The sequence below is a fragment of the Anaerotignum sp. genome (assembly GCF_031981185.1).
Lineage (GTDB): Bacteria > Bacillota > Clostridia > Lachnospirales > Anaerotignaceae > Chakrabartyella.
Window position 1 is genome coordinate 69,383 of the sequence record NZ_DALYUL010000005.1, and the last position, 14,331, is coordinate 83,713.

The following is a 14,331-nucleotide window of genomic DNA, read 5'->3' on the forward strand; positions in this document are numbered from 1 at the left end:
ATTGCAAATCATTATCTGCCACAGCAGTGCTTATATTTTTTACCGCTACCACAAGGGCATAAATCGTTACGGCCAACCTTTTCGTCACTACGCTTCTTTGGCTGTTTTACTGCGGAATCATCCTTGTTTGTAAACATAGGCTGTTCTACTTCTTCTCGTTGCACTTCTGTCTGAATGCGAATGCGATACAGAATTTTCAATGTATCTTCTTGAATGTTGTTGCTTAAATCCTCAAACATATCATAAGCTGCAAACTTATATTCAATCAAAGGATCTCTCTGCGCATAGGCATGCAGACCGATACCCTGACGCATATGATCCATGGTATCAATATGATCCATCCACTTCTGGTCAATCACACGAAGCATGATAACTCTCTCCAGCTCACGCATACGCTCTGCTTCGCCAATTTCTTTTTCCTTCATTTCATACAACTGCTCGCCAAGCTTCGTCAAATTTTCCTTAAGCTTATCTTTATTCATCTGTGCCAAGGCATCTTCTTTTATGTTTATCTTGCCCACAGGAATGATTGATGCAAAATGCTCACTAAATGCAGCCATATCCCATTCTTCTGGAAGCTGTTCATCCGTCATATGGGTGTCAACACTGCGTGCTACCACCTGATGAATCATGGCCATGATGCTGTCACGTAAATCCTCACCGTATAAAACACGACGGCGTTCACCATAAATGATTTCACGCTGTTCGTTCATAACCTGATCATACTCAAGCAAATGCTTACGAATGGCAAAGTTGTTACCCTCCACCTTCTTCTGGGCATTTTCAATTGCCTTTGTCAACATGCCCGCTTCAATGGGGTCATCCTCACTCATGCCCATGGCATCCACAAGCTTCATGGTCTTTTCGGAGCCAAATAAGCGCATCAATTCATCTTCAAGGGAGATATAGAAACGGGATTCACCGGGGTCACCCTGACGACCGGAACGACCACGCAGCTGATTATCAATACGTCTGGATTCATGTCTTTCTGTACCAATGATTTTCAAACCGCCAATTTCAGCAACGCCATCCCCAAGCTTAATATCTGTACCACGGCCTGCCATATTGGTAGCAATGGTTACTGCGCCCATCTGACCAGCAAGAGAAACGATCTCTGCTTCCTGTGCATGGTATTTGGCATTCAAAACTTGATGCTTAATGCCTTCTCTTTTTAAATATTTGCTCAACTCTTCAGACTTATCAATGGTTATGGTACCTACCAAAACAGGCTGACCCTTCGCATTGGCCTCCATGATATCCTTAACTACGGCACGGAATTTTCCTGCCTCAGTACGATATACAACGTCCTGCAAATCATTTCTCTGAACAGGTCTGTTTGTTGGAATTTCCACAACGTCCATGCCGTAAATATTACGGAACTCATCTTCCTCTGTTTTAGCAGTACCTGTCATGCCTGCTTTCTTCTTATATTTGTTGAAGTAGTTCTGGAAAGTAATGGTTGCAAGGGTTTTGCTTTCCCTTCTAACTTGTACGTTTTCCTTTGCCTCAATGGCCTGATGCAAACCATCAGAATAGCGTCTGCCGGGCATCATACGACCGGTAAATTCATCTACAATAACAATTTCGCCCTCAGCAATTACATAATCCTTATCCAGATGCATATTGTAATTCGCTTTCAACGCATTGTTAATGTGATGCTGCAATTCCATATTTTCAGGGTCTGAAAGGTTATCCACAGAAAAGAATTTTTCCGCCTTTTCTACGCCCTCTTGGGTCAATACAACGGATTTCGCTTTTTCATCCAAAACAAAATCCCCTTCTTCCTGAAGCTCTTCTCTAAGCAGGGGGTTCATTGCTTCATCTTCGTTTATAATTCGGCCTTTTTGCAACTGTTTCACAAACAAATCTGCAACGCGATATAAATCCGTTGATTTTGAACCACTACCAGAAATAATCAAAGGGGTTCTTGCCTCATCAATCAAAACGGAGTCAACCTCATCGATAATTGCAAAATGTAACTCTCTTTGGACCATGCTCTCTTTTTTTACTACCATGTTGTCACGCAGGTAATCAAAACCAAATTCGTTGTTGGTTCCATAGGTAATATCACAGGCATAGGCCGCACGTCTTTCTTCGTTATCCATATTATTTAAAATACAGCCTACCGTTAAGCCAAGAAAACGAAAAACCTCGCCCATCCACTGAGAGTCACGCTGAGCCAAATAATCATTGACCGTTATTACATGAACGCCCTTGCCCTCTAAGGCATTTAAGTATGCAGATAGGGTTGCCACCAACGTTTTACCTTCACCTGTTCTCATTTCGGCAATACGACCCTGATGCATAACAATACCGCCCATCAGCTGCACGGGGAAATGGCGCATATTCAACACATTAGGGCGGGAAGCCGCCTCACGAACAACAGCATATGCTTCTGGCATTATATCGTCCAAGGTTTCGCCCTTTGCCAATCTGTCTTTAAATTCTTGGGTTTTGCCTCTCAATTCCTCATCTGTGAGGGTTTCAAATTGAGGCGCCAAGCCGTCAATCTGCTTAACAATCGGGGTAATCCGCTTTATTTCCTTTTCGCTATAATTGCCAAATATCTTTTCAAAAAAACCCATTATGGTCCACCTCATTCTTTTTTTCTGCCCAAACAGGCAGACTATTACATTTTTATAGTTTAACATCAGAATACCCCCATAGGCAAGGATAAATTACCTGTTTCGGGGGTTCTTAACAAAGATTTAAACTTTCTAACTAATTTTTCCTTAACGGGAGTAAAGTACGGTTCCCCATGTTAAAACAACCACCCTATCAACAGCGCAACAGAACGAAACCTGTCCTATGTAGATACGTTTTTCTATAAGACTGGCGCAGAATAAAATGGGTACCTAATCCAATGCAAATCCTGAAAGAATGCTGCACACCATACCTTGTCTATCCGTCTTCATTTTGCCCGTTTCTTGCCCAGCAAATACCTACAGAACAAAAAAAATGGTTTTTTTAAAACTATTTTGTTACTTTTCTAATATCATCAATATGCCCCAGCACCATAAGGTGCTCTCCTTCAGAAAATGCGTAATTTAGATCAGGCATGGGGAAAACTTGCTTTCCTTTTTTTACAGCCATAATATTTAAATGGTATCTTTTACGAAAATCCAACTCACAAATGGTTTTACCTAGCCATTCCTGCTGTGGTTGTATCTCCATGATATAATAGTCATCAGATATGCCGATACAATCGAAAATATTATCAGAACTTGCTCGAATGGCAATTCGCTCTGCCTCATCCTTTTCTGGATAAATCACTTCATCTGCACCGTTGCGTAACAAAAACTTTGCCTGTATATCCTCATCAGCTTTGCTGTAAACAATTTTCGCCCCAAGCTCTTTTAATAAGCTGGTGATCTGTAAACTGTTTTGAAAGCTGCCACCCACACTAACAAAGCATGCATCAAAAGTTTCCACATCAAAACTCTTTAAAACATCAGGGTTTGTACAATCTCCAATTTTTGCGCTGGTGACATAAGGTAGCATATCTTCTAAATTTTCCTGCTTTTCATCAACAATCATAATTTCACAATCCAACTTACCAAAGCTTCGGCACAAATGATGTCCAAAAGAACCCATGCCAATAATTAAAAATGATTTCATGTACTCCCACCTTTACCCAATCATAATTTTTTCCTCTGGCAAAGACACGGGGGACTTTGCCTTCTTTTCCAGTAGCGCAGTGGCCAAAGATACGCTGCCTATTCGCCCTAAAAACATCAACAATGTAATTACGTATGCACTGACAGGCGCCAATTCTCTGGTAATCCCAGTGGTTAAGCCCACCGTTCCCAAAGCCGAAAACACCTCAAATAACACGTCCATCCCAGCAAACGGTTGCATTGCGCAGATAAATAAAGTGCCCGTCAAAGCCAACCCCAAGCTAATCGTAAAAATAGAAACCGCCTTTTCCACGGAGTCTCTAGGAAGGGTTCTACCAAATGCAGTTGCCCTTCCTTCTCTTTTGATTCCGCTAACCGCATATAAAATAAATACTGCCAGTGTTGTTGTCTTAATACCGCCCGCCGTTGATCCGGGACTACCCCCCACAAACATCAAAAGCATAGAAAGCACCTTGCTTCCTTGGCTCATCGACCCAGTGTCAATGGTATTAAACCCTGCAGTTCGACAAGTAATAGATTGAAATAGGGCTGTTAAAATTCGTTCCCCTAAACCCATATCTGCCCCTGTTGCGCTGCCTTCCAGAAGAAAGAACAGCATGGCTGCGCCAATCAACAAAACAGAGGAGCACGTCAGCACAATTTTTGTATGCAGGTTATATCGTTTCCAACGAAAACCATGGGTGTTCACATCGTCCCAGACAAAAAAACCAATTCCACCAATGATGATTAATAACATCAATGTTCCATTGACCAATACATCGTTGGAATAAGAAACAAGGGAATCAAAAGGCCTTTTCATTCCCATCAAATCAAACCCCGCATTACAAAAAGCAGACACGGCATGAAAAACGCTGTAAAATAAGCCCCTTTTTAATCCAAATTCAGGAATAAAACGGATTGCCAATAATACCGCACCTACCCCTTCAAACAAAATAGTCCACTTAAATATTTTGCTTGTCATATTTACAATGCCGCCCAATTGAGAAGCATTGATGCTTTCCACCATAACTTCCCGCTCACGCAAGCTGATTTTATGCCGCACCAACAGCAAAAACTGTATACCAATGGTCATAAATCCCATTCCGCCTATCTGAATCAGCACTAAAATAACAAATTGGCCAAACAACGTCCAGTGAGTGCTGGTATCTACCAAAACAAGCCCTGTTACACAAGATGCAGAAACAGCTGTAAACAGCGCCTCTAAGAGAGTGGTTTTTCCCCCGGTAGAAGAAATGGGGAGCAAAAGCAACATCGTCCCTACAACTGCCACGAAAAAATATCCCAGAGTGACAATTTGCAAATTTGAGAGGCGCAAATGTATTTTTTGTTCCTTTACCATAAATACATTCCCCTTTCTTAAGCTCATGCTTGTTCTGTCTCAATTTTCTTTTTCGTGCGTTCAATTTCTGCAAAACGCAAACCCATAATAACAGCATCTGCCCTTTCTGCCTCTTCCTTACCATAGGTCTGGTTCAATTCATATTCCAAAGGCAACCAGCTGGATAGAGGCGCCTCATTATGCTGAATAACGGCTTCAAGCTTATCCAACGCTTTATATATTTTGGCTTCCTTTGTTTCCAACGCCAACATTTCCTCAAATAAAGCTTTGCATTTATTCCTTTGTGGTTCCGGTAGCGTATCCATCAACCGAAAAACAACCTGATCCTCATGGGCAGAATCCGCCTCAGTTTTTAAAAACGAAGGGATATCTCCTGTTATCGCCTCCCCCATATCATGGAGAATGCACATCCGTATAATTTTGTTAAAATCTGCTCCCGCAATTTCATCCTCCAACAAAAGAGCCATCAGTGATACGCGCCAACTATGCTCCGCCACACTCTCTGGCCTGCCTTGGCTTGTAACGGAATGGCGGGTATTATTTTTTAAGTTCTCCGCTGTATGAATAAAATCAAAAAACTCCTTCTCTGTCATTTTTCAGTCTCCTTATGAATTGCTTTTTTCCAACAACGATAACACATGGGGCGATAGCTCTCATGCCCTCCCAAATAAACCTGTTCCCCTTGGGTAATCACATTGCCCCCTTGATCTAGTCTGGCATTTACTGTAGCCTTTTTGCCACAAGCACAAATTGTTTTCAATTCTGAAATAGAATCTGCCAGTTCCAGCAATCTTGTTACTTCCCGGAAAAAGCTTAGTGCGAAAATCTGTCCTGAGTCCAAAACACAAAACAGGAACGTTATAGATATCCACAATGTCACGCAGCTGCTCCACCTGGCTAGGCGCTAGAAACTGAGCATCATCTACTATAATTACCTCATAAAATTCCTTTTCACGCTCTTGGAATACCCCAAATAAATCAACTTCCTGCCCAAAAGCGTCTCCTTTTTCCTCTAAACCAATGCGGCTTCGAACCAATTCCAGCCCATAACTGGTATCTTTTGCGGGCTTAATCAACCATACCCGCATGCCTTGTTCTTCATAATTAAATTTCGTAATCAAAGCTTGGGCAGATTTTGAGCTTCCCATCACACCATATTTAAAATATAATTTTGCCATATCTGTCCTCCATTATGTTTCCCATTCTTTCGTTCTTCATCATAACATAAACCATATATTTATTCGAGTTTTTTCTTAGTTTTCTGCCAAAAAACATCCATATTGCAATCCCATAAAACCGGGATGCATCATTGTCCATCTATAGCAAATAAAGCAGCTCAAAGCCAGCGATCAAGTTCTTTCTACATTTCTACACCTATAATTTGAGAAAGGGTGTCGACGTTGTCGACACCCTTCATAGGTGAATTACCACCTTATTTCATATTAAAATTCCGGTTCAATCAATCCATAAGAACCATTTTTTCTTTTATAAACAACATTTAATTCGTCTGTCTCTCCGTTTCTGAAAACAAAGAAGCTGTGACCAATCAACTCCATTTCCATAACTGCCTCTTCAGCATCCATGGGTTTTACCTCAAAATGCTTTACTTTTTCAATTTTGAACAATGGTTCTTCATCCAAGCTGGTCTCAGGAACTAATATTGCCCGATATTCGTCCATTTGGCTTTCACCGTTCTGACGTACCCTTGTGCGCATACGTTTTTTATAACGTACAATTTGAGATTCCAAAATATCAACGGCTTTATCCATTGCTGCCGACATATCTGAATCACTCACTTCTGCACGAATCAATCTTTTGTTCATAGGAATCGTCACTTCTACGGTTGAAACAAGTTTCTCCAGACTTAGGGTAATCGTAGCTGCTACATCTTGTGGAAACAGCTTTTCAATACGATCCATCTTACGCTCTACTGATTCCTTTGTCTTGTCCCATACGTCAATGTTCTTTCCGATGATGTTATATACCATAAAAAACAACTCCCTTCGTGATCCAAAGTTAGGATCTTTGTTCCTTCCTCTTTTTTTTGAAAGAGGAGCTTATAAAAGGCTACCCTTCTATAAGTATTATAATTCGTCCTCAAAAGAAAAAACCCTTTTTTTATAACCAAAAAAAACAAAATTTTCTAAAATTTCTTATTATGTAGTTTCTTGTTCTAAAAAATTCTTATATATGAATATCCTATTCATTTTCTTGTTACTTTTTTACTTTCTTTCTCTTATCTTTTTATTTCATTTTTGAAAAGATAGTGCATAATATCCTCGTTCGGTTTACAAAAAAATGATTTTATGCTGTTATCCTTTCGAATTATCAAACTTATTGTCAAAAAATATATATTTTTTCGTTTTGACAAAATTAGACACAAGTTGAACTTTTCTACAGGTTATACCCAGCTATGCCTGTGGATAATGTGTATAACTTTGTGTATAACTTAGATTTAAAGGGTTTTTATTGTGGAAAAAACAATATAGATTTCCACATTGTTCACAAATTCTAGGTTTGTCGGATTCAACATTGACTCTACATAACTCCTTTTGTCTCTGTTCGGGTACTACTTTTTAGTCTGCTTCATATGGCGCTTCAATACCCCTTTTTCTTTTCACCAGTGTTTCGATCCTACTAGGAACATACATTTATGGTAATTATTATTGTTTTTTAATACAGACAATATCCTACACTATTGATTCATAAAATGCATGTCAGAAACCCTTCTTCTAATTACAAAAACCTACCATACCTTGCAGTTAAATTTTATAAAAAAAAACGGACAGCCCTATCGCTGTCCGCCAAAAAATCCAGTTTAAATATGCTGTCATACAAAGTATCAGCTTTTTCTACTGTACTCTTTGAGCGCATTTAAATATATCTCTTTGGTATCTTCATCAAAGCAAACCATAAGCACCTGTTGAAAGAAAGTGTCGGTCTTTAAAAAATCGCATATTGTTTTTACCGCAATTTTTGCCGCCCGCTCCACGGGAAAACAGTACACCCCTGTACTGATGGATGGAAACGCAATGCTCTTCACACCATTTTCCCTGGCAAGTTGTAACGAATTTTCATAGCAGCTTTTCAGCAACTGATCCTCGTTCCATTTCCCACCTCTCCAAATAGGCCCCGCCGTATGAATCACATACTTTGCTTTAAGTTTATAGCCCTTTGTAATTTTCGCTTCACCGGTTTTGCAGCCGCCAAGGGTTTTACACTCAGCCAAAAGCTCTGCTCCGGCGGCTCGATGAATTGCGCCGTCTACACCACCGCCCCCCAAAAGGGACGTGTTTGCCGCATTCACAATCGCATCGGTCTTTGCCTTTACGATATCTCCTTTTAAGATAGAAAAACGTTGCATATCCATACCCCCCTATCTTTGGAAACAGCTTCCTACCGTTCATTGTAGCTGTTTTCTAAATATTCGTAAAGGCATTTTTGTAAAAAATTGTTTTTTTACATAAATTTCTTTCCAATTTGTTAATTTCATTCGTCTTGAACAGCTTTTGCGGGGTCAACGGGTGCCCCATCTTTTTCCACTGCAAACTCAACATGACTGCCTAAAGCAATGGTATATTTTGTAGGTTCTCCAACTGTACCAATTGCTTGTCCCTTTTCTACAGCGTCACCGACTTTAACGGAAATATCCTCTGCCAGCTGACTGTATGTAGTCAGCCACCCGTTCTCATGCTCAATTACTAAGCTTGTGCCTTTTTCTTCATCCTTGGTAATTTCTTTTACCGTTCCCTTTTCAGCTGCCTGTACAGGGTCACCTGCCGCTGCAGAAATGCTTACACTGGCATTTGTATGATACTGGTTTAGCGTAGGATCATAAATTGCACAGTCCACACTATAAGGCATTACCACTTCCCCTTGCACAGGATAGCCAAAAACAGGTGCGGAAGGTGTTGTGGCCTTTGGTGCCGGCGTCTGCTGATCGGCCGGTGTCTCGTTTGCCTTTTCCTGGAATTGTGGGGTTGGCGGTACTGCCTCTTGATAATCCATTGCTTGCCAAACTACACCTGCGCCAACCGCCAATAAACACAGGCATCCGCAAATTGTTGCGGTCCACATTGCTGTTCTTTTATTCTTATTCTTCATAGTATTGCACCTCCAAGGCTATTCTTGCCAGCCTTTTTGGCTTTTATGCAATATTTTCAAAGGAAATGCCCTGATAATAATGACATAATATTTCCCGATAATCCATGCCGTCCTTGGCCAAAAAAGACGCCCCATATTGGCTCATCCCTGCGCCGTGTCCATAGCCATGGGTGACAAAAACAAAGTTATCACCCTTGCGCTCCACCTGAAAATTTGCACTACGCAATCCCAAGGCTTGGCGAACCTGCAATCCCGTTAAATTCATTCCACCTACTCTTACATTTTGAATATACCCTGCATCTGATCTTTCTATATTACTAAAGGTAAGTTCTGCCTCATTTTGACCGAGCTTTCCAAACGTTGACAATTTACTCCAAACATCTTTGGCAGAAATGGTGGAGGTGTATTCATTATTTGGCGCTTTTTTATCTTCTTCGCTATCCACACTTTTTAAATAAGGCAATGCACTGGTCCATACGTTTTCTGAGGCCTCCGTCTTTCCCGCGCTCTGAGCATGGAAAACAGCCAAAATCGGCTCTCCGCCGTATACCATGATTTCCCCTTGGGTTTCTTTTACTGCCGTTCTGATTTTATTTGCATTTTCAATATAATTTTCTCCCCATTTTTTCTTTTGTTCCGCAACAGAATTATAAGCTTGTCCTACATCGTAAATCACCCGATCGGTTCCTACCTCTTGCATCTTGCGCACTTGATATGTACGGGCAGCCACAGCTTGAGCCTTTAAAGCCTCCTCAGGAAAGGATGCAGGCATCTCCGCAGAAACAACACCCACGATGTATTCTTCAAGCTCTGGCGAAAATACGTCCTCTATGCGAACCAATTTTTTTGCTTCTTTCACCTCTTCTTTGGAGAATCCCCCCCAAAGCAAAGTAATCAGCAAGGGTAAAAGAATAACTGCTACTATAATATATCCCAATAGGATCCCCAAAAACTTCTTTGCCATACGCTCACTTCCTCCCCTTTCAGCATATGAAAGAGAGAGAAAATCCATGCTTTTTTCCTAGGAAAGATTAACGAGCAAAAAAAGCTTTTTTTAGCCCTTGCCGAATTTTCCGAAACATTTAAGAAAGCACAAAAAGCCTTAATTCATGGCAACAATTTTTGCTAACCACGCAATTAAGGCTTTTTAAATCTACTTTTTACTTAATGAAAATGAAAGTATAGAAACATTGTTGCTAGACACGAATCCAAAAAAGCCAAATGCCACATAACGCAACGATAACGCTTCCTGTTATGCCAAGTCTCGCATCCCGTCGATCTATTTTGCCAATTTGCTTTAAATATTGGGCAGTATCCAACGTTGTGACATAATGTCCGCCAAAGAGACCCACCTTTAATTGCAATTTTAAAACAACCTCATTTTGTAGCATATAATAGGTACGCCGAGTCATTCTGAAATAATAGGTTACACCATTTTGAATTCCTTCTAAAAAATAGCCCTTGCCAATTCCCTTTTCCACACCACTTTCATTGGCAATATTAAATCGGCAGGAAAGAAGGGTTAATTCTTTTTTTTTGCAATAAAGTCTTTCAATTGTGGTGAACACCATTCTGGTGAAAAACCAATTTATGGCAAGCATTGGGGTTATGGTGAGCAGCATTGTCCAAACATTCCCGTGATCACTCTTCCAGCCTTGAACATTCAACATATAACCATGAATCTGCGCTTGGGCAAAAGAATATAAAAACATGGCAAATAAGATGCAATATAACAAACCAAACAAAATATTGTGACGTTTTCTAACCCTTGTGTTCCACAGTTTTACGTCCAAAAGTCCATGTCTACAAACCAAGAACATCACAATGCAAATTAATACCATCAGACCATTAATTTCCGATCCACTGTTATCATGATGAATGGTCATTGCAAAAATAGGCATAAGCCAAATACAAATCACAAGCCATCTCCATCTTCCAGAAACAATGGAAAGAAAAAAACACCAATATATTGTCATCAAGGTGACAAATCCCAGCCACGCCATATTACCTTCTCCTTACCTGCAAGCTCAGATTCCTCTGTAGCTGTCGGGACGGAATGTGCTCCGACGGCGACTGGTTTCAATCTGCGCCAAAATTTTTTCTTTTTCCTCATTCAACGTGCCTGCCAATGCCGTATAGTTAGAGGCATGATTGGACCGGAAAACGGTACCCTCAGCATCTACACTACGAATAAACAACTCCGTTTCATCCAAAACCTCATGAGGATTCAAAAGGTCAATCTCCCCTTTTCCCACTTGGTCGTACATTTCAGTCCCCGGCTCTACCATTAAAGTCAAAAATCCAACGAACTCTGGTTTGATTGCCGAAATTACTCTTGCACTGCCCAAAGCATGCTCTTTCCAATATTTCTTGCCACCTAAGCCTGAAATGACAGTCATAGAAAGAACCATGCCCGCTTCTTTTACTTTTTTCCCCGCTTCAATCATTTCTGCAGCGGTAACACCTTTTTTTACATCCTTCAAAACTTCATCGGCACCACTTTCCAGACCCATATAGACCATATCCAAGCCTGCGTCCTTCAGTCGGCGTAAATCTTCAGGGGTTTTATTCAAAATATCCTTAGGGGCACCATAAACAGAAATACGCTCCACCTCAGGAAAATACTCATGACATTTTCCGATAATGTAGAGTAAGTCATCCGTCTTAACAATCAGTGCATCTCCATCAGCCAAGAAAATGCGGCGCACTTTCACCCGATTGTAATAATTCCTTGCCATCTCTAAATCTTGCGCCACCTCTTCTAAAGGGCGGATGCGAAATTTCTTGTCTTTATACATATTGCAAAATGTACAAGTATTTCTGGCACATCCAATGGTAAACTGAATAATCAAGCTACCTGCTTCACTGGGTGGTCTGTATACTGTTCCTTCATATCTCATAATTAATCAACTCCTATTTCCTTACTATTTCATCTATTATACAGGGATTCGTCGGAAATTATCAATACCCATTTCTTACAATTGACAGTTCACGCAAATTTAGCTATAATAAACCTTGTACTTTTGGTCTTTGTGGTTTGTTTTACAATAAGTATAACCGAATGACTCTTCATTGAAATTTCGGCTTTTTCGCTGTTTTATATGCGGGATTTATCGTTCTTACTCCGTTGTAATCCAATAAACATAGATAAAACCGATTTTTATCGGCACACCCATTTTTTATTTATATTTATTGCGGCAGCATTCTACAAAGCAAAAAAGATGGATTATCTTTGATAATCAAAAAAACAAGGGGGCATATTGCCCCCTTGTTTTTTTATTCTAGACACAATCTCAAAGATCTACTTAATGAAAAATGGCCGTGATTATTAAAATAATCAAGGCCATTTTAATACAGAAAACCAATTTTATTTTAGGATACCTGCTTTATTTTTTTAATTCCCGGAATCAACCCTTCACGGATTTCAACAATCCATCGCTGTTAAAGGTTAACTTTACCGATTTACCTACTGCCAAGTCATTCCACTTGCCTGATGCAACGCCACTAATGCTAATGGTTGGGTTCGTTGCAGTGTTGAACGTAAATCTATTGCCTGATTCTGTTATAATGCGTACTGTGTTTCTACTTTCATCAAATTCCTCGAATTTACCTTCTGCATCTTGCACATAAACGTTAATTCTATCCACCTGTTCTTTCTCGGTAAGACGAACTTCTGCGTATACGGTTATGTCTTTATCATCGATAGCATCCTTCACTCGATCCAGAGAGGAAGAATCCAAACTGTAATTATGAATTTCTATGTTGGAACGTCCCAACCAAGAATATACTTTGGATTTACCTTTAAATTTCAGACCATCTTTTGCAGCTTCAGCAACCCCTTTTACATTTACTTTTCCCTTTTCGTAGGCATTTTCATTTACTGCAATCTTTGTTACAACACCATCACTATTAAAGGTTAAGGAAATAATAGATCCTACGTATCCTGAAGTTTCCAAATCTTTACTGTCATAATCGTCTGTGCCAGTACTAGGGTTTCTTGTAGTTGTGAAGGTTATTTCCTTGCCATTACTGGACTCAAGCACCAACTCTTTTTCATCCGCATCATAGGAAACCAGCTTACCTTTGGCTGCGGTAGGTCTTGCTTCTATAGACTGAATAACATTATTTCCATCCGCCTTTATTTCAGCATAAACAGTAACATCACTTGCCTCTACCATTTTTCTGAAAAGAGTTAGTGAGTTTGTATCTGAACCTAAAATAGATAGAGGGTATTTTACTAATTCTCCATTTACAGTTCCAGTTATTGCGTCTACATCCTTGTCTGGTCTGATCTTCACATTATACTGATTCAATAAAGTATAGGATATCGTTGAGTTTTTAAACTTCAGCGTGTTATCCGAAATGGAGGCAACTTCGGCCTTTCTTTCCGCACTGGAATCACTGCCAATAGACCATGCTGATTTTTTGGGCGATACATAAATTCTATTAATCTTTCCACCGCTGTTAAATTCAATCTTGCAATACACATTGTTATTTGCCCTGTCATTTTTATCAAAATAGCTCTCTGCACTGGAAACCTTAACAGTCACCCAATCCTTATCATCCTCATCCCATGTATAGAAAGTTATATTGGATATTGAATTGGTGGAACCAAATTTATATGTAATTTTATCTCCACCTGAATTTACAACCAATTGAGATTCTGTTAAGTCCTTTACATCATAGATTTTATCTGAGGAGTTGTTATCAGCAGTAAAGCTTTCCTCGGAAAGAACAACTTTAGATGCTTTATTCTCTTTATTTATTGTAATCTTTACGTAAACAGTTCCACTATTTGCCAGTGATTTTAGTTCAGATAAAGAAACGGACTTATCCCCAATGTAATACTTACAGTCAGAATCAAAGTATGTCATATTTGTAGAGCTCGAATCCGTGGGCTTGTAGGAAATATAATTGGTTTCCATTTTATCCACTACGCCGGTACGTGTATATTCATCAGCAAAGGTAACATAAATCTCTGTTACATAGGTTTTCTCAATCTGTGTGGAATTTCCGCTGCTGTCTTTATCCTTTTCCACTGTTGTTTTTGTATTAATTCCTGCATAAGCATGTTTATCACTGTTATCCTTCAATTTTGATTCCAGCTCTGATTTCCTCACACTCTTGTTATCTAAATAGAATACACAGCTCCCATCGAAGGTCAAAATTTCAGATGCTCCTGTATTTTCGTTTTCAATTCGAATTTCTCCGCTTTTTAAAGCCGTAATATAACCTGTAATATTATATTTT

At 39.8% G+C, this 14,331-nt stretch carries 12 protein-coding genes and 1 pseudogene; all 13 read right to left on the reverse strand.

Features of this window, described 5'->3' with window-relative positions; translation table 11 throughout:
- Window positions 1-11 precede the first annotated feature (11 nt).
- Window positions 12-2,585, reverse strand: a complete 2,574-nt coding sequence (gene secA, locus RTK36_RS04025; RefSeq protein WP_312044596.1) for a preprotein translocase subunit SecA — start codon at window positions 2,583-2,585, stop codon at window positions 12-14.
- A gap of 388 nt (window positions 2,586-2,973) precedes the next feature.
- The gene (locus RTK36_RS04030; RefSeq protein ID WP_312044598.1) at window positions 2,974-3,618 is read right to left on the reverse strand and encodes a potassium channel family protein; all 645 of its coding nucleotides are present in this window, start codon (window positions 3,616-3,618) and stop codon (window positions 2,974-2,976) included.
- A 12-nt stretch (window positions 3,619-3,630) separates the two neighbouring features.
- Window positions 3,631-5,004, reverse strand: coding sequence for a TrkH family potassium uptake protein (locus tag RTK36_RS04035; RefSeq protein ID WP_312044600.1), 1,374 nt, complete (start codon window positions 5,002-5,004; stop codon window positions 3,631-3,633).
- The gene (locus RTK36_RS04040; protein WP_312044602.1) at window positions 5,001-5,570 is read right to left on the reverse strand and encodes an HD domain-containing protein; all 570 of its coding nucleotides are present in this window, start codon (window positions 5,568-5,570) and stop codon (window positions 5,001-5,003) included. Before RTK36_RS04040 ends, RTK36_RS04035 begins: the two co-directional genes overlap by 4 nt.
- Window positions 5,567-5,857 carry a hypothetical protein gene (locus tag RTK36_RS16560; protein WP_312044604.1) on the reverse strand — a complete coding sequence of 97 codons (291 nt, stop codon included), beginning with the start codon at window positions 5,855-5,857 and terminating at the stop codon, window positions 5,567-5,569. Before RTK36_RS16560 ends, RTK36_RS04040 begins: the two co-directional genes overlap by 4 nt.
- Window positions 5,826-6,155: pseudogene (locus RTK36_RS16565) on the reverse strand (thymidine kinase); the annotation flags it as partial. The pseudogene RTK36_RS16565 and the gene RTK36_RS16560, both read right to left, overlap by 32 nt.
- A 264-nt stretch (window positions 6,156-6,419) precedes the next feature.
- Window positions 6,420-6,965, reverse strand: a complete 546-nt coding sequence (hpf, locus tag RTK36_RS04055) for a ribosome hibernation-promoting factor, HPF/YfiA family (RefSeq protein ID WP_312044606.1) — start codon at window positions 6,963-6,965, stop codon at window positions 6,420-6,422.
- An 854-nt stretch (window positions 6,966-7,819) separates the two neighbouring features.
- Window positions 7,820-8,341, reverse strand: a complete 522-nt coding sequence (locus RTK36_RS04060) for an O-acetyl-ADP-ribose deacetylase (RefSeq protein ID WP_312044608.1) — start codon at window positions 8,339-8,341, stop codon at window positions 7,820-7,822.
- Between the two features lie 125 nt (window positions 8,342-8,466).
- Window positions 8,467-9,081, reverse strand: coding sequence for a M23 family metallopeptidase (locus RTK36_RS04065; RefSeq protein ID WP_312044610.1), 615 nt, complete (start codon window positions 9,079-9,081; stop codon window positions 8,467-8,469).
- A gap of 43 nt (window positions 9,082-9,124) precedes the next feature.
- Entirely contained in the window at window positions 9,125-10,045 is a 921-nt protein-coding gene (gene spoIID, locus RTK36_RS04070; RefSeq protein ID WP_312044611.1) for a stage II sporulation protein D, read from the reverse strand.
- 232 nt (window positions 10,046-10,277) lie between these two features.
- Window positions 10,278-11,084, reverse strand: a complete 807-nt coding sequence (locus tag RTK36_RS04075; protein WP_312044612.1) for a hypothetical protein — start codon at window positions 11,082-11,084, stop codon at window positions 10,278-10,280.
- Window positions 11,085-11,108: 24 nt separating this feature from the next.
- The gene (locus RTK36_RS04080) at window positions 11,109-11,981 is read right to left on the reverse strand and encodes a radical SAM protein (protein WP_312044614.1); all 873 of its coding nucleotides are present in this window, start codon (window positions 11,979-11,981) and stop codon (window positions 11,109-11,111) included.
- 507 nt (window positions 11,982-12,488) lie between these two features.
- Window positions 12,489-14,331: hypothetical protein (locus RTK36_RS04085; RefSeq protein WP_312044616.1), on the reverse strand; the 1,843-nt coding region annotated here is incomplete at its 5' end.